14 protein-coding genes are annotated in these 17,128 nt (G+C 65.6%); 1 reads left to right on the top strand and 13 read right to left on the bottom strand.

Annotation, left to right across the window (positions count from 1 at the left end; translation table 11 throughout):
- Positions 1 to 19: 19 nt before the first annotated feature.
- The 13 genes from IM760_RS11735 to IM760_RS11675 all read right to left on the bottom strand — a co-directional run bounded on the left by IM760_RS11735 (position 20) and on the right by IM760_RS11675 (position 14,696).
- The gene (locus IM760_RS11735) at positions 20 to 1,585 is read right to left on the bottom strand and encodes an AMP-binding protein (protein WP_204429472.1); all 1,566 of its coding nucleotides are present in this window, start codon (positions 1,583 to 1,585) and stop codon (positions 20 to 22) included.
- Positions 1,582 to 3,186 carry a carboxylesterase/lipase family protein gene (locus tag IM760_RS11730; RefSeq protein ID WP_204429471.1) on the bottom strand — a complete coding sequence of 535 codons (1,605 nt, stop codon included), beginning with the start codon at positions 3,184 to 3,186 and terminating at the stop codon, positions 1,582 to 1,584. Before IM760_RS11730 ends, IM760_RS11735 begins: the two co-directional genes overlap by 4 nt.
- A complete protein-coding gene (locus IM760_RS11725) occupies positions 3,171 to 3,866 on the bottom strand; it encodes an ABC transporter ATP-binding protein (RefSeq protein ID WP_204429470.1) in 696 nt (231 codons plus the stop codon). Before IM760_RS11725 ends, IM760_RS11730 begins: the two co-directional genes overlap by 16 nt.
- Positions 3,866 to 4,615, bottom strand: a complete 750-nt coding sequence (locus IM760_RS11720) for an ABC transporter ATP-binding protein (protein WP_204429468.1) — start codon at positions 4,613 to 4,615, stop codon at positions 3,866 to 3,868. Before IM760_RS11720 ends, IM760_RS11725 begins: the two co-directional genes overlap by 1 nt.
- Complete coding sequence (locus IM760_RS11715) at positions 4,612 to 5,853, bottom strand: branched-chain amino acid ABC transporter permease (protein ID WP_204429466.1); 1,242 nt, start codon at positions 5,851 to 5,853, stop codon at positions 4,612 to 4,614. The genes IM760_RS11720 and IM760_RS11715 overlap by 4 nt, the downstream gene beginning before the upstream one ends.
- Positions 5,850 to 6,791: a branched-chain amino acid ABC transporter permease gene (locus tag IM760_RS11710; protein WP_204429464.1), complete on the bottom strand. Its 942-nt coding sequence runs from the start codon at positions 6,789 to 6,791 to the stop codon at positions 5,850 to 5,852. The genes IM760_RS11715 and IM760_RS11710 overlap by 4 nt, the downstream gene beginning before the upstream one ends.
- A gap of 66 nt (positions 6,792 to 6,857) precedes the next feature.
- Positions 6,858 to 8,084, bottom strand: coding sequence for a branched-chain amino acid ABC transporter substrate-binding protein (locus tag IM760_RS11705; RefSeq protein WP_204429462.1), 1,227 nt, complete (start codon positions 8,082 to 8,084; stop codon positions 6,858 to 6,860).
- A 279-nt stretch (positions 8,085 to 8,363) separates the two neighbouring features.
- Positions 8,364 to 9,587 (bottom strand): branched-chain amino acid ABC transporter substrate-binding protein, encoded by a 1,224-nt coding sequence (locus IM760_RS11700; RefSeq protein WP_204429460.1) that lies wholly within the window; start codon positions 9,585 to 9,587, stop codon positions 8,364 to 8,366.
- 166 nt (positions 9,588 to 9,753) lie between these two features.
- Positions 9,754 to 10,449, bottom strand: a complete 696-nt coding sequence (locus IM760_RS11695; RefSeq protein ID WP_204429459.1) for an ABC transporter ATP-binding protein — start codon at positions 10,447 to 10,449, stop codon at positions 9,754 to 9,756.
- Complete coding sequence (locus IM760_RS11690; RefSeq protein WP_204429458.1) at positions 10,449 to 11,195, bottom strand: ABC transporter ATP-binding protein; 747 nt, start codon at positions 11,193 to 11,195, stop codon at positions 10,449 to 10,451. Before IM760_RS11690 ends, IM760_RS11695 begins: the two co-directional genes overlap by 1 nt.
- Complete coding sequence (locus IM760_RS11685; RefSeq protein ID WP_239549773.1) at positions 11,192 to 12,442, bottom strand: branched-chain amino acid ABC transporter permease; 1,251 nt, start codon at positions 12,440 to 12,442, stop codon at positions 11,192 to 11,194. The genes IM760_RS11690 and IM760_RS11685 overlap by 4 nt, the downstream gene beginning before the upstream one ends.
- A 20-nt stretch (positions 12,443 to 12,462) precedes the next feature.
- Positions 12,463 to 13,404, bottom strand: a complete 942-nt coding sequence (locus IM760_RS11680) for a branched-chain amino acid ABC transporter permease (protein ID WP_204429456.1) — start codon at positions 13,402 to 13,404, stop codon at positions 12,463 to 12,465.
- A 71-nt stretch (positions 13,405 to 13,475) separates the two neighbouring features.
- Positions 13,476 to 14,696 (bottom strand): branched-chain amino acid ABC transporter substrate-binding protein, encoded by a 1,221-nt coding sequence (locus IM760_RS11675; protein WP_204429455.1) that lies wholly within the window; start codon positions 14,694 to 14,696, stop codon positions 13,476 to 13,478.
- 792 nt (positions 14,697 to 15,488) lie between these two features.
- Here IM760_RS11675 and IM760_RS11670 point away from each other — a divergent pair.
- On the top strand, positions 15,489 to 17,120 hold the full coding sequence (locus tag IM760_RS11670) for a long-chain-fatty-acid--CoA ligase (RefSeq protein ID WP_204429454.1): 1,632 nt from the start codon (positions 15,489 to 15,491) through the stop codon (positions 17,118 to 17,120).
- Positions 17,121 to 17,128: the final 8 nt, after the last annotated feature.

Raw genomic sequence — 17,128 nt, 5'->3', positions numbered from 1 at the left:
GTCGGCCGGCGCGGATCGTTCAGGCTTGGCCGTACTCCGCGCGCAGGCGTTTCTTGTCGATTTTTCCGGTGGCCGCCAGCGGCATGCTGTCCACCCGCACCACCGCGTCGGGCAGCCACCATGAAGCCACGCGCCCCCGCATGGCGTCCAGTATTTCCCCATCCTCGATGCTCTGACCGTCCTTGATTTCCACGATCAGCAGCGGTCGCTCGCCCCAGCGCGCATCGGGCCGGGCGATCACCGCCGCCTGCGCCACCCGTGGCAGAGCGCCGACGATGGCCTCCAGTTCCGCCGGGTTGATCCATTCGCCACCGGATTTGATCAGATCCTTGGCGCGGCCGGTGATGAACAGACGGCCCTGGTCATCGAGCCGCGCCAGGTCGCCGGTGGCGAACCAGCCGTCCGCGTCCAGCGCGCTGTCCGTCTGACCCAGATAGCGGGCCACCACCGCCGGGCCGCGCACCCACAGATGGCCCTCGGCGTTGCGCTGTTGAGGCAGCGGCGCGCCCTGGTCATCGGTGAGCAGCAGGTCGACGCCCACCGACACCCGCCCCGCCGAGGCGGCGTCGCGGCGGGGTTCGCCGGCGGGCATGATGGTGCCCAGCGGCGACAGTTCGGTCATGCCCCAGCTGGTCTGCACCACCACGCCCAGGCGCTGCTCCAGCCGCTCCATCAGCGCCGCCGACATGGGCGCCCCGCCCACCATGATGCGCTTCAGCGTCGGCAGCGCCAGGCCTTCCGCTTCCACATGGTTGAGCAACCCCAGCCAGACGGTGGGCACCCCGGCGGCCAGGGTCACCCCCTCGCCGTTGATCAGCGTCGCCAGGCTGGCGCCGTCCAGATGGCGGCCCGGCAACACCAGCCGCGCGCCCACCGCCGGGGCCGCGAACGGCAGACCCCAGGCGTTGGCGTGGAACATGGGCACCGCCGTCAGCACCACGTCGTGGGCGCCCAGCCCAAGCACGTCGGCCTGCAGCGACCGCAGCGTGTGCAGATGGCCGGAGCGGTGGGTATAGAGCACGCCCTTGGGCGCGCCGGTGGTCCCGGAGGTGAAACAGAGCCCGGCGGGGCTGTGCTCGTCGAACTCGCCCCAGCGCACGGCGGACGCGTCCACGCCGTCCAGGGCCGGTTCCAGCGCCGGCAGGTCCCCTTCCCCGTCGATCAGGAACAGTTCGGTGACCATCGGCGCGGCGGCGGCGATGCGTCGGGCCAGGGGCGCCAGGTCGGCGCTGGCGATCAGCACCCGGGCGCCGGACCGGGTCACCATGTCGGCGCTCTGAGCATCAGTGAGGCGTGGATTCAGGGTGTGGCAGATCGCCCCCAGGCCCAGGATGCCGTACCAGGCCGCCAGATGGGCGCCGCTGTTCCAGGCCAGGGTCGCCACCGAATCGCCGCGGGTGACGCCCAGCCCCGTCAGCCAGGCCGAGACCCGCCGGGCCTGGCGGCGCAACGTGGCGTAGTCGGCGTGCGCCACGGCGCCGTCGTCGGCGGCGGTGGCCACGGTGGCGCCGGCGTGCCACTTGGCGGCGTGGTCGAGAAACTTATCCAGGGTCAGCCGGTAGGGCTGCATGGTGCCGTCGTTCATGGGGTCTCCGAAGTGCCGGCCAGCGGCGGCGCCGCGCAGCCGATGTTCCAGTTCCAGGGGGTGTCACCGGCCCGTCGCCGGCGCCGCACCAGGGTGTCGTGCAGGGCAAAATGACCGGGCAGCGGGTCCACCATCGGGGTCGGCGCGGCGGCCACCCGCAGCCAGCGGCCGCCCGGGTGTTCGGCGTAGGCCGGCCAGCGCGGCTGGCCGTCGGCGGCGGGCCGGCCGTCCCGGGCGAACGCCGCCCAATAGTCCCCCAGCGCCCGGGACAGCCGGCGTTCCTCCTCCCGGTCGGGGATGCGTGGCCACAGGGGCGTGGTGCGCGCGGCAGTGCCGAACACATAGGGAATCTCGGCGGCGTGGAAGCCGTGCAGGCCCCGTTCGCTGGCCGCCGGATAGCCGTGGTCGAACAGGTACAGCCAGGCGTCCTGGCCGAGGGCAGCGCAGGCGCGCCCGAGCCGGTCGGCGGTCCAGCCGTAGAGCGCGTCGCGCAGGGCCGCCAGCCGGCCCTCCTCACCGTCGGCGGCCGGGTACAGCCGCAGAAAGTCCTCCGCCAGATCGCCATACCCTCGCCGCACCGCCGCTTCATAGGCGCCGGAATCGGCCGGCGGCGGCGGCAGCAAAAAGCGCAGCGAACGCACCTCACCGCTGTTGAAGCCGGCCAGCACCGGCACCGGCGCCTGCTCGCCACGCTCGAACACGTCCAGCAACTGGCGGGGCAGCACCTGGCCGTCCACGGTGCCCAGAGGCGCGTAACCGGCCTCGGCCGCCGCCCGGGTCAGGGTGTGCGCGTCCAGTGCCCGCAGGGCGTCCAGGTCGCGCGCGCCCAGAGCATGAACCAACCGTTCACCGATTTCTTCGGCGGGCGGCTCGCCGCACTCGGCCCGGGACAGGGCCGGATGGGAAATCAGATAGGCGCTCTGCGCCACCGCCCGGTGAAACAGCCCGCGGGCCAGGGGCGACGCCAGCAGATACAGCACGCTGAGCGCGCCGGCGGATTCGCCGGCCACGGTCACCGCGTCCGGGTCGCCGCCGAAGGCGCTGATGTTGTCGCGCACCCAGCGCAGGGCGGCGATCTGGTCGAGCAGCCCGTAATTGCCCGACACGCCCTGCGGGGATTCCGCGCTCAGGGCCGGATGCGCCAGATAGCCCAGCACCGCCAGACGATAATTGAGGGTCACCACCACCAGCCCGCGGCGCGCCAGGGCGGCGCCGTCCAGCATCGGCTCGGCGGCGCCGCCGGTGTTCAGGGCACCACCGTGGAGATAAACGAACACCGGCGCCCGGCGGGCCGCCTCCGGCGTCCAGATGTTGAGGGTCAGGCAATCCTCGTGCTGACCCGGCAGCGCCGGGGCGTACAGGCTGCCGGGCCGGGACGGCGGCTGCGGGCAGGCCGGCCCGAACCGGGTGGCGTCGCGCACCCCGGACCAGATCGGCATCGGCGCCGGCGGCCGCCAGCGATACTCGCCCACCGGCGGCCGGGCGTAGGGCACGCCTTTGAACACCCGCAGTCCGTCTTCCCGGTACCCGCGCAGGGCGCCGGCGGGGGCATTGACGCGCACCTCGCCCTGGCCGGGCGCGGCCTTCACACCTCCAGCCATTCGCGGCGCACCGCCTCGTCGTCGCGCAGGGCCGCCGGCGTGCCTTCGAAGACGATGCGACCGTGCCCCATCACCAGCACCCGGTGGGAAATGTCCATGGCGATGGACAGCTTCTGTTCCACCAGCAGGATCGACACGCCGGCGCGGGCGATTTCCGAGATCAGCTCACCGATCTGCTTGACGATCAGCGGCGCCAACCCCTCGGTGGGCTCGTCGATCATGATCAGCTTGGGGTCGCCCGTCAGGGTGCGGCTGATGGTCAGCATCTGCTTTTCGCCACCGGACAGCACGCCCGCCGGGGCGTCGGCGCGCCGCGCCAGGTTGGGGAACATGTCGAGAAACTGCTGCACTTTCCAGGGCCCCGGCTTGCGGGTGTTCTTGATGCCCAGCTCCAGGTTCTGGCGCACCGTGAGCGTCGGGAAGATGTCCCGGTGTTCCGGCACGTAGCCGAGCCCCTTGCGGGCGATGCGATGGTTGGGCAGGCCGGCGATTTCCTCGCCGCGAAAGCGCACCGAACCCTGCGGCGGCACCTCGCCCATGATCGCCTTGACGGTGGTGGAGCGGCCCACGCCGTTGCGGCCCAGCAGCGACACCACCTCCCCTTCGCCGATGGACAGGTCCACGCCGTTGAGAATATGACTCTTGCCGTAATAGGCATGCAGATCGCGCACTTCCAGCATCACGCCGCCTCCTCGCCCAGATAGGCTTCCTTGACACGGGGATCGTTGCGAATCGCCTCCGGGGTGCCGGTGGCGATGATCTCGCCGTACACCAGCACCGAGATACGGTCGGCCAATTCGAACACCACACCCATATCGTGCTCCACGATCATCAGGGTACGGCCCTCGGCCACCTGGCGGATCAGCTCGATGGCCTGGGTGGTTTCGGTGTTGCTCATGCCGGCGGTGGGTTCGTCCAGCAACACCACGTCGGCCTCGCCGGCAATGGTCATGCCGATTTCCAGCGCCCGCTGGCTGGCGTAGGGCAAGGCGCCGGCGGGGCTGTCGCGCAGTTCCGCCAGGCCGATCATCGCCAGCACCTCCTCGGCGCGCCGGTTGGCGCGTTTCACCGAGCCCGCCGGTCGCCAGAAGGTGTAGCCCGCCGCGCTTTGCTTGAAGCAGGCGCAGCGCAGATTCTCGAACACCGAAAGATTGCCGAACACATTGCTGACCTGGAACGAGCGGGCCAGCCCGCGCTGCTGGATCTTTTCCGGGGCCAGGCCATCGATGCGCTGGCCGTGCAGGCGCACCTCGCCGCTGGTGGGCGCGAAGGCGCCGGACACCAGATTGAAGAAGGTGGATTTGCCGGCGCCATTGGGGCCGATCACGGCGTGGACTTCGCCCTTCTCCACCCGCAGGTTGACGCCGCGAATCACCTCGGCGGGCCCAAAACTTTTTTTCAGATCGTCGATTACCAGGGCGTGACTCATGACCGTGCCTCCCGATAGTTCTTACTGGCCCGCGCCACGCCGAAGCCGGCGGCGAACAGCGCCACCACGCCCAGCCATACCAGCGGTGACGAGGGATCCGGTTGCAGCCCCAGCACCTGGGCCAGTTTGTCGCGGCCGTGGCTGAGCTGGTACACCAGCTCGATGGTGCCCACCAGGCCCAGCGCGATCAGCACCACCGCCAGGGCACCGCCCAGCCAGCCGGGCAGATGAGCGGCCAGATCACCGCGCCGCCAGGCCTGGCGCACCTGCTCGATGCCACCGCCCAGCCCGGAGGGCGCGAACATCACCACCGCCAGAAACACCAGCCCCACATAGAGGATCGAGGCGTCGGTGTAGTCGCTGAGCAGCGAGTTCATCACCGTCACCAGAATGGCGCCGACAATGGGGCCGTAGAACACGCCGAGACCGCCCACCGCCGCCATCAGCAGGGCCAGACCGGAGGTCAGCAGGCCCAGGGATTCCGGGGTGACGATCTCGTAGTTCACCGCCGCCATGCCACCGCCCAGGCCGGCGAAACCGCCGGCGGCGATGAACACCAGGAAGCGCAGATTGCGCGGCGGGTAGCCGATGAACTGAAGCCGCTCGGCGTTATCACGCACGGCGTTGGACAGACGGCCCAGCGGCGTGCGCGTAAAAGCCCACATGGCGAACACCGCCAGCAGCACCCAGAACGCGGAGAACCAGTACACATCGGCGGGCTGGGCCAGCTCCAGGCCGAACCATACCGGGCCCACCATGCGGTTGCTGAACACCCCAGCCTCGCCACCGAAGACGGTGGGAAACATTTGCGAGCCGGCGGCCACCAGCTCGCCCAGCCCCAGGGTGATCATGGCGAAGGCGGTGCCGGCGCGTCGGCAGAACGGCCAGCCCACCAGCAGCGCCGCCAGGGCGCCGGTGGCGAAGCCCACCAGCGGCAGCAGGTATACCGGAAAGTGCGCCCAGAAGCCCTGGCCGTCGTAGCCGGCGTCGCCGATCAGGTTCATCCCATGAATGGCGCCGTAGGCGCCCAGCCCGAAGAACACCGCGTGGCCGAAGGACAGCATCCCGCCCTGGCCGAGCAGCATGTTGTAGGACAGCGCGAACACGATATTGATGGCGATCAGATTGATGATGCTGAAGGTGCCGTTGCCGCTCACCAGCATCGGAATCACCAGCAGTACCAGCAGGCTGATCAGCCAGGGCGCCAGGGCGCGCCACGGAGAAACTCGAAGACTCATGGTTCCAGCTCTCCCATCAGGCCACGCGGGCGGAAAATCAGAATCAGCACCAGCAGAATGAAGGGTGTCATCGGCGCGATGGACGCCAGGGTGATCCCGGTGACCTCACCATAGGGATCGACGCCGAACCCCACCGCGTTAAGCAGATCGCCGATGGACACATCCAGGGCGACGAAAAAGGTCTGCACCAACCCGATCAGCAGGGAGGCGTAGAAGGCGCCGAGCAGCGAGCCCATGCCGCCGACCACCACCACCACGAACACCACCGGCCCGAGTGCCTGGGCCATGCCGGGCTCGGTACTCAGCAGCGGCCCGCCGATCACGCCGGCCAGCGCCGCCAGGGCGCAGCCGAAGGCGAACACGCCCATGAACAGACGCGGCACGTTATGGCCGAGGTGGCCGACCATGGCGCCATGGGTCAGGGCGGCGCGGATCATCATGCCCACCCGCGTCTTCCTGAGCAGATACCAGAGCGCCACGAACATCAGCACCGCGATCATCATGGTCACGCCCCGATAGATCGAATAATCGGTGCCGAACAGGCTGAACAACGGCGCGCGCAGGTATTCCGGCGCGGTATAGGACACCGGGATCGAGCCCCACAGCAGATGCACCGTCTCATCGATCACATAGGCGAGACCAAAGGTGAACAGCAATTCCGCCACGTGGCCGTGCTCGTGCACGCGCCGCAGACCGAACCGTTCCACCACCGCGCCCAGGCCCGCCACCAGTAACGGCGACAGCAGCAAGGCGGGCCAGAAGCCCACGTGCAGGCCCAGCGCGTAGGCGAAATAGGCACCGAGCATATAGAAACTGGCGTGGGCGAAGTTGAGCACGCCCATCATTGAGAAAATCAGCGTCAGACCACTGGACAGCATGAACAGCAGCAAGCCGTACAGCAGTCCGTTAAGCGTGGAAAAGACGATTATTTCGAGCATCAAACGACTCCCGGGGCGGCGGATCGCCGCCGCCCCTAGTTATCCTCGGAACGGTTTCGTCTTGGGTCAGTCCGGACGCCGCATGCGGCAGGTGGTGGGCAGCGTGGCCTGGTCGGCGTCGAAGCGCGCGATCTGATGGAAGTTGTAATCGGTGCCTTCGGCGCCGTGCTTCATGTTGTCCTTGAGCACGGACAGGTACAGCGGCATCTGCAGCTGGTGGTCCTCGGCGCGCATGGTCAGGTGGCCGGCGGCGGCGTCGTATTCCAGCCCTTCCAGGGTTTTCGCCACGGCCAGCGGCTCGATGCTGCCGGCCTTATCCCCGGCGGCTTTCATCATCTCCAGCATGGCGGCCACGCGCGGGTAGTAGTCCCAGCCTTTTTCCTTGTAGAGAGCGACCTGGCGTTCGGCGATCTCCGGATCGGTGAAATCACCGTGGTATTCGGCGATCAGGTACACCCGGTCCACGCCCTTGTCGCCCACCTGGGTGATGGTGCCCGGCGTGCTGCCGTAGTAGGTCAGGAACGGCACGTCCACGCCGTATTCGGCGGCGGATTTGATCAGCAGGTTGATGTCCTGGCCCCAGTTACCGGTGATCACCACGTCGGCACCGGACGATTTGATCTTGGAAATGTAAGGGGAGAAATCCTTCACCTTGCCGAGCGGGTGGAAGGTGTTGCCGACGATCTCGATGTCCGGGCGCTTCTCCTTGAGCATGCGCATGGCGGACTCGGAAACGGTGTGCCCGAAGCTGTAGTCCTGGTTGATCAGGAACACCTTTTTGAAATCCGGGTTCTCCGCGATCCAGTCGGTGAGCATGTTCATCTTCATGTCCACGTGGGCATCGAAGCGGAAATGCCAGAACGAGCAGCGCTCGTTGGTGAACGACGGCTCGATGGCCGCGTAGTTCAGATACAGCACCCGGTCGTCCGGGTTGCGCTGGTTGTGCTTGTTGATGGCGCTCAGCAACGCCGAGCCCACCGAGGACCCGTTGCCCTGGATGATGTAGCGGATACCGTCGTCAATCGCCTTCTGCAATTGCACCAGGCTTTCCTGGGGATTGATCTTGTTGTCGTAGCCGACGATCTCGATCGGATGGCCGTCCATACCGCCTTCTTTGTTGAGACGTTCGGCGGTGAACTGCAGCTGCGCCAGCGCCGGCTGCCCGACCACCGACATGGGACCGGTGAGCGGATCAATCAACGCGAATCGAACCGGCTCCGCCTCCGCCGCCCGGGCCAGGCCCGACAACAGACACAGGGACACGGCGAACAGCTTGAAAACGGCTTTCAGCATGGTGCTCTCCAAGGTTGTTATTTTATCGCTCGAACGGAGTGAACCGGACGACCGTGAGGCCGCCGCCATTCATTCACTCACGTGTGAGATAATAAAATTCAGAGAACGGAACTGTCCATACTGTTCATCGCAAGGCGCTATAAACCCTTTGGAATCAAGACTCTGCGGAGGTCCGCCGCGACCCCGTTGGGGGCGCCGGGCGGTATCGTCCCGGGACGGTCGCCGGCAAAGGTTACCTCTGGTAACACCTGCCGGGCGCCGGCCCGGAAACGGCGGCGGTCAGGCGTTGTCCGGCCGGCGCATCTTGCAGGTGGTCGGCAGGCTCACCTGGTCGCGGCTGATCTCCGCGATCTTGTGGAAATTGAAGTCGGTGCCTTCGGCGCCGTATTTCATATCGTCCTTGAGCACGGAGATGAACAGCGGCAGTTGCATCTGATGGTCTTCCTTGCGCATCAGCACTTTACCGGTGGGCGTCTCCACGCCAAGCCCTTCCATGGCGAAGGCCACCTGCACCGGATCCGTGCTGCCCGCTTTTTCGGCGGCTTTCTGGAGCATGTCGAGCATGGTGGACAGGCGCAGCCAGTAGTAGTCCCAACCGGTCTGCTCGTACATGGCCACTTGCTGGCTGGCCATGTCCGGGTCGTCAAAATCACCGTAGTACTCGTTGACCTGGTAGATGCGGTCCACGCCGGCTTCTCCGACCTGGGTCACGACACCGGCCATGGCGCCGTAGTAGGTCAGGAACGGCAGATCCACGCCATAGTCCGCGGCGGCCTTGACCAGCAGGGTGATGTCCTGGCCCCAGTTCCCCGTGATCACCGCGTCGGCGCCGGAGGACTGAATCTTGGACACATAGGGGGTGAAGTCCTTCACCTTGGCCAGCGGGTGGAAATCCTGGCCGACGATTTCGATGTCCGGACGTTTCTCCTTGAGCATCCTGGTGGCGGCCTCGGCCACCGCCCGCCCGAAGCTGTAGTCCTGGTTGATCAGATAGACCTTCTTGATGTCGTCGCGCCCTTCAATCCAGCTGGTCATGGCGTTCATTTTCATGTCCACATGGGCATCGAAACGGAAATGCCAGAACGAGCAGCGCTCATTGGTGAAGGCCGGATCCACCGCCGCCATATTCAGGTAGAGCACTTCCTTGCCCGGGTTGCGGGCATTGTGTTTGTTCACCGCGGTCAGCAAGGCGGAGCCCACGGAGGACCCCATGCCCTGGGTCACATAGCGGATGCCGTCATCCACGGCTTTCTGGAACTGTACCAGGCTTTCCTGGGGATTGACCTTGTTGTCCATGCCGACGATTTCGATCTTGTCGCCGTTGATGCCGCCGTTGGCATTGATGGTTCTGGCGTGAAAATTCAGATGGTCGAGCGCCGACTGGCCGGCGGCGGCCATGGGCCCGGTGAGCGGATCGATCAGGGCAATGCGAACGGTGTCCGCACTGACCGTGCCGACCAGCAAAACGGTGGTGGCGAGCGTGGATAGCAGTGTTTTCAACATGGGGCTCTCCTGATTGTTGTTCTGAGTTGCATGTTTAGTGCCCAGGGTGGCGTCGCCGCCGTCGCCCGAGCGTGAACGGACCCTCCGGCAACCGGCGCCGGCGCCGGACGCATAAAAAAGGCCCGCCGAAGCGGGCCAGCCCATTGACGATGGAACCAAAACCTTTCTATACCTCCAGCCACTCCTTGCGGATCGCCTCATCCGCGCGCAGCTCCTGGGGTGTTCCTTCGAACACGATCTGCCCGTGCCCCATCACCAGCACGCGATGGGAAATGTCCATGGCGATGGACAGCTTCTGTTCCACCAGCAGAATCGACACGCCGGCCCGGGCGATCTCCGAGATCAACTCGCCGATCTGCTTGACGATCAACGGCGCCAGCCCTTCGGTGGGCTCGTCGATCATGATCAGCTCCGGATCGCCCATCAGCGTGCGGCTGATGGTCAGCATCTGCTTCTCGCCGCCGGACAGCACGCCCGCCGGTGAATCCGCCCGCTGGGCCAGATTGGGGAACATCTCCAGAAACTGCTCCACCTTCCACTTGCCCGGCCGGCGGGTGTTCTTGATGCCCAGCTCCAGGTTCTGACGCACCGACAGGGTGGGAAAGATGTCCCGGTTTTCCGGCACATAGCCCAGCCCCTTGCGGGCGATGCGATGGTTGGGCAGGCCGGCGATCTCCTCCCCGCGAAAGCGGATCGAACCCTGCGGGGGCACTTCCCCCATGATCGCCTTGACGGTGGTGGAGCGGCCCACGCCGTTGCGGCCCAGCAGCGCCACCACCTCGCCTTCCTTCATGGAGAAATTCACCCCGTTGAGGATGTGGCTCTTCCCGTAGTAAGCGTGTAAATCGTTGACTTCCAGCATCACGCCGCCTCCTCCCCGAGATACGCTTCCTTCACCCGCGGATCGTTGCGGATTTCCTCCGGCGTGCCGGTGGCGATGATCTTGCCGTAGACCAGCACCGAAATGCGGTCGGCCAGTTCGAACACCACGCCCATATCGTGCTCCACGATCATCAGCGTGCGGCCCTCGGCCACCTGGCGGATCAGATTGATCGCCTGGGTGGTTTCGGTATTGCTCATGCCGGCGGTGGGCTCGTCGAGCAGCACCACCTTGGCGTCGCAGGCGATGGTCATGCCGATTTCCAGCGCGCGCTGGCTGGCATAGGGCAAGGCCCCCGCCGGCACATCGCGCAACGCCTGCAGGCCGATCATCTCCAGCACTTCCTCGGCGCGCCGGTTGGCCTCGCGCACCCGCGCCGCCGGCCGCCAGAACACATAGCCGGCATGGGCCTGCTTGAAGCAGGCGCAGCGCAGATTCTCGAACACCGACAGGTTGCCGAACACGTTGCTGACCTGGAACGACCGGGACAGCCCGCGCTGCTGGATCTTGTCCGGGCTCAGCCCGTTGATCTTGTCGCCGTGCAGGTAAATCTCCCCGCTGGTGGGCGCGAACGCCCCGGAGAGCAGGTTGAAGAAGGTGGATTTGCCGGCCCCGTTGGGGCCGATCACCGCGTGTACTTCATTCTCCGCCACGTCCAGGTCGACGCCGCAGATCACTTCCGCCGGGCCGAAGCTCTTGGTCAGCCCCTTGATCGACAGTGCGCTCATGCCTGGTCCTCCCGCAGCTTGTTGGTGGCACGCTTGATCAGGCCGCCGGCCACCAGCAGCACCACCACGGTGAGCCAGCCCCAGGGGCCCGCGGCGTCGAAGTCCACGCCGAACACATGGGCGAACTCGTCACTGCCATGGGTGGCCTGGAACGCCAGTTCGATCAGAACCACCAGGCCGACGATGATCAGACCCACCGCCAGGGCGCCGCTCAGCCAGCCCGGCAGGCGCCGGCCCAGATCGCCGTCCCGCCAGGCCACGCGCACCTGCTCGATGCCGCCGCCCAGACCGCGCGGCGCGAACATCACGATGGCCAGGAACACCAACCCCACGTACAGGATCGAGGCGTCGGTATAGTCGCTGAGCATGGAGTTCATCAGCGTCACCACCACGGCGCCCACGATCGGCCCGTAGAACACGCCGAGCCCGCCCACCGCGGCCATCAGCAGCGCCAGGCCGGACGGGATCAGACCCAGGGCTTCCGGGGTGATAATCTCGTAGTTCACCGCCGCCATGCCGCCGGCCAGGCCACCGAAGGAACCGGCGGCGATAAAGATCATGAAACGCACGTTGCGCGGCGGGTAGCCGATGAACTGCAGACGGTCCGGGTTATCGCGCACCGCGTTGGACATGCGCCCCAGCGGCGTGCGGGTAAAGGCCCACATGGCGAACACCCCGGCGAAGGTCCAGAAGGCGATGAACCAGTACACGTCCGAGGACTGCGCCAGCTCCAGGCCGAACCACTGCGGCCCGACCATGCGGTTGCCATAGATACCGGCCTCGCCGCCGAACAGCGACGGGAACATCTGACCGGCCGCGGCCACCATTTCGCCGAGACCCAGGGTGATCATGGCGAAGGCGGTGCCGGCCCGGCGACAGAACGGCCAGCCCAGCACCAGCGCCACCAACCCGCCGGCGATCATGCCCACCAGCGGCATGCCCAGCACCGGCACATGGGCCCAGAAGCCCTCGCCGGCGTAGGACGCCTCGTCGATGGCGATCATGGCGTGCATGGCGGCGTAGCTGCCGAGGCCGAAGAACACCGCGTGGCCGAAGGACAGCATGCCCCCCTGACCGAGCAGCATGTTGTAGGACAACGCGAACACGATATTGATACCGATCACGTTGAGCAGGGTGAAGGCGGTGCTGTTGCCCTGAAAGAACACCGGCAACAGCAGCAACACCGCGGCGAACACCACCCAGGGCACCAGACCGCGCAGGGAGGTGCGGGATTTTGTACGTTGCATGGGTGCGATAATGTCCTGGCTCATGGTTCAAGTTCCCCCATCAAACCGCGGGGCCGGAAGATCAGGATCAGTACCAGCAGGATAAAGGGCGTCATCGGCGCCAGGGTGGCCAGGGAAATACGGCCCACCTCGCCATAGGGGTCCAGGTTGGCGCCCAGGGCGTTGAACACGTCCGCCAGGGAGGCGTCGATGGCGACGAAGAAAGTCTGCAGCAGGCCGATCAGCAACGACGCATAGAAGGCCCCTTGCAGCGACCCCATGCCGCCCACCACCACCACCACGAACACGATCGGCCCGAGGGTGGCGGCCATGCCCGGCTCGGTGGCCAGCAGCGGCCCGCCGATCACGCCGGCCAGCGCCGCCAGCGCGCAACCGAACCCGAACACGCCCATGAACAGCCGCGGCACGTTGTGGCCCAGATGCCCCACCATTTCACCGTGGGTCAGGGCGGCGCGGATCATCATGCCGACGCGGGTTTTCTTGAGCAGGTACCAGAGCGCGATGAACATCAGAATGGAGATCAGAATCACCACGCCGCGGAAAATCGAATAATCGGTGCCGAACAGCGTGAACAGCGGCTCGCGCATATAGGACGGTTCGCGATAGGCCACCGCCACCGTGCCCCACACCATCTGCACCAGTTCGTCGATGACGTAGGCCAGGCCGAAGGTGAACAGCAGCTCCGCCACGTGGCCGTTGGCGTGCACGCGACGCAGGCCGAAACGCTCCACCAGCGAACCGAGCGCGCCCACCAGCAGCGGAGCGAGAATCAGGGCCGGCCAGAAGCCGGTGTACATGCCCAGGGTATAGGCGAAATACGCACCCAGCATGTAGAAGCTGGCATGGGCGAAGTTGAGCACGCCCATCATCGAGAAGATCAGGGTCAGACCGCTGGACAGCATGAACAGCAACAGGCCGTACAACACACCGTTCAGGGTCGAAAAAATCACAAGTTCGAGCATGACAAGGCTCCCGGAGCAGCGGCTTACGCCGCTGCCCTACTGCACGATCACGGAAGGTCGCGGGGCCGTCGTTATTTGGGACGGCGCATGCGACAGGTGGTGGGCAGGGTCACGTCATCACGGTCGATGCGTGCCACCTTGTGGAAGTTGTAGTCGGTGCCTTCGGCGCCATACTCCATGTCGTCCTGCATCACGGAGATGAACATCGGCAGCTGGATCTGGTGATCCTCGGCACGCATGACCACTTCACCGGTGGTGGTTTCCAGGCTCAGCCCTTCCATCGCCTTGGCGACCGCCACCGGATCGGTGGAGCCGGCCTTGTCAGCGGCTTTCTTGAACATGTCGAGCAGGGTGCTCAGACGCAGGTAGTAGAAGTCCCAGCCGGTCTCTTTGTACATGTTGACCTGACGCTTGGCCATTTCCTCGTCTTCGAAGTCACCGTAGTACTCGTTGATCTGGTAGATGCGGTCCACGCCCTTGTCGCCCAGCTGGGTGACCACGCCGGAGCTGGCGCCGTAGTAGGTGTAGAAAGGCGCGTCCAGACCAAACTCGGCGGCGGCTTTCACCAGCAGGGTGATGTCCTGGCCCCAGTTACCGCTGATCACCGCGTCGGCGCCGGAGGACTGGATCTTGGAGATGTAGGGGGTGAAGTCCTTGACCTTCGCCAGCGGGTGGAAGTCGTTGCCCACGATTTCGATATCCGGGCGCTTCTCTTTCAGCATTTCGCGCGCCGCCTCGGAAACCGCATGGCCGAAGCTGTAGTCCTGGTTGATCAGGTACACCTTCTTGATGTCCTTGTTCTCGGCGATGTAGCTGGTCAGCGCATTCATTTTCATGTCCGCGTTGGCGTCGAACCGGAAATGCCAGTAGGAGCAGCGCTCATTGGTGAAGGACGGGTCCACCGCCGCGTAGTTCAGGTACATCACTTCCTTACCCGGGTTACGCTGGTTGTGCTTCTCAACGGCGCCGATCAGCGCGGAGGCCACCGAGGAGCCGTTGCCCTGGGTGACGTACTGGATGCCACCGTCGATGGCTTTCTGCAGCTGGACCAGGCTCTCCTGCGGGTTCACCTTGTTGTCCAGGCCGACGATTTCCAGCTGTTTGCCGGCGATGCCACCGTTGGCGTTGATGCGTTTGGCTTCGAACTTGAGGTGCTCCAGGGCCGGCTGGCCGGCGCCGGCCATGGGGCCGGTGAGCGGATCGATCAGGGCAAGTTTCACGGTCTCGGCGGCGCCGGCGGTTTGCACCAGCAGCAACGAGGCAGCGATAAGAGTGAAAAAGGATTTCAACATGACGCTCTCCACGATTGTTGTTGTTCTGCCGGCGCCCGAGTGTCGCGAAGCGGACCGGCATTTCACCTTGGCGGCCACCCTGGGGCAGCACGCCTTGATGCGTTTTGTTTACCGTTTTTGCGGGCACCGTTCTGCTCGACCCGGTGTCCGCTTTCTCATTTTTTCCGCATGCGCAGGAATTGTTTTTGTTGCGCGATCAGTCCGTCATCAAAATCCGGGCCGACGATGTTCGCCTCGGCGCCGGTGGTGGCGACATACTTTTTAGTATGTGCGCACGAAAATAATCCTGTCCAGTGACATTTCCGGTCTTTTCCGGCGCCTCACGGCGTGGTCGAAAAGTGCCGCTGGAAAGCCCCACTTAGGTCAAGCCGGTACTCCTTAAATTCGCCGCTATCCCAAGCGTGGTGCTGCTTTAAGCATGAACGCGCCGGCCCGGCACGGCAATGTTCGATTGCGACGGGCAACCGGACAATCACGCCAGCGCACCGTCCCACCCCTTTGCCCGCCCGACGGCCGCGAAAAATCGGCTTTCCCGCCGGTTGGCGTCGTCCCCGCACGCGCCGCGAGCGTCCAAAAATGCCCGTTTCCGGGGCAAAAAAAATGGCGCTTTGTTGCCTTAAACGCGATGCTGTTTGCTGATCTTCGCCGCGTGCTGTTACCCCAGGTAACACGGCGTGTGAAATTTTCCCGAACCGCCTTGACCCTTTTCTGGCGCGCCGGTATGAATTGCTCCACAACGATTTTCAAAACAGACGTTTAAAAAAACAAACAGATTCGCTTAGGGAGAGAACCATGCTCAATGGCTTGATGATGGACGCCCCGCTGACCCTGATGGATGTGCTCGATTACGGCGCCCAGGTGCACCCCAAGGCGGAGGTGGTGTCCGCCACCGTGGAAGGCGGCGTGCACCGTCAGAACTACCGGCAGACCCGCCGCCGGGTGGCGCGGCTCGCCCACGCTCTGGTGGCGCAGGGGGTGAAGCCCGGCGACCGGGTGGCCACCATCGCCTGGAACACCTACCGGCATCTGGAACTGTACTATGCCATCGCCGGCATCGGCGCGGTCTGCCACACCATCAACCCCAGGCTGCCGGCGGACCAGATGGCCTACATCGTCAACCACGCCGACGACACCCTGATCTTCTTCGACACCACCTTTACCCCGCTGATCACCGGGCTGCGCGACCAGTTCCCGGCCCACACCCGCTATGTGGCGATGACCGACCGGGCCCACATGCCGGAGGGCGACGACCTGCTCTGCTATGAAGAACTGCTGGGCGGCCAGCCGGAGCATTACGACTGGCCCACGCTGGACGAAAACACCGCCTGCGCGTTGTGCTACACCTCCGGCACCACCGGCAATCCCAAGGGCGCGCTCTACTCCCACCGTTCCTGTTTGCTGCAGGCCCTGTTCGCCCTGGCCGGCTCCAACGGCGTGTTCCGGGTCGGCGACCGGATTCTGCCGGTGGTGCCCATGTTCCATGTCAACGCCTGGGGGCTGCCCTATGCCGCGCCGCTCACCGGCTGTTCGCTGATCATGCCGGGCGCCGCCCTGGACGGCGCCAGCCTGTTTGATGTGATGGACCGGGAAGAGGTGACCGGCGCCTGGGGCGTGCCCACGGTGTGGATGGGTCTGCTCACCGAGATGAAACAGCGCGGCCGCAAACCCGGTCGCCTGCGCCAGGTGCTGATCGGCGGGTCGGCGCCGCCGCGCAGCATGCTGCGCGCTTTCGAGAACGACTACGGCATCGAAGCCATGCAGGGCTGGGGCATGACCGAAATGAACCCCACCGGCAGCATGGGCATTCTGGTGGAGGGCGAGGATCAGCTGCCCCTGGAAGAGCGGCTGGACATCAAGAGCAGCGCCGGGCGCCGCCTGTTCGGCGTGCGCATGAAACTGGTGGACGACGACGGCCGGGAAGTGCCCCAGGACGGCCAGGCGGTGGGCGAACTGTATGTGAAGGGCCCCACCGTGATCAGCGCCTACTTCAACAACGAGGAAGCCACCGCCAAGGCGTTCGACAAGGACGGCTGGTTCGCCACCGGCGACATGGCCTCGCTCACCGAGGACGGCACCCTGCACATCGTCGACCGGGCCAAGGACCTGATCAAATCCGGCGGCGAGTGGATCAGCTCCATCGATCTGGAAAACCTGGCCGCCGCCCACCCGGACGTGGCCGAGTGCGCGGTGATCGGCGTGCCCCACCCGAAATGGGACGAACGACCGCTGCTGATCGTGGTACCGCGCCCGGGCAGCGAGCCCGACAAGCAGGCGCTGCTCGATCACATGGCCGGGGAAATCGCCAAATGGCAGCTGCCCGACGACGTGCTGTTCGTGGACGAGCTGCCCCATACCGCCACCGGCAAGGTCTCCAAACGCCATCTTCGGGACCGTTTCGGCGGCCATCTGGCCGACGCCGGCTAAATCAAAAA

This window comes from Alloalcanivorax marinus, from assembly GCF_016906305.1.
Classification (GTDB): domain Bacteria; phylum Pseudomonadota; class Gammaproteobacteria; order Pseudomonadales; family Alcanivoracaceae; genus Alloalcanivorax; species Alloalcanivorax marinus.
This window is presented reverse-complemented; position numbering and strand designations above follow the sequence as displayed.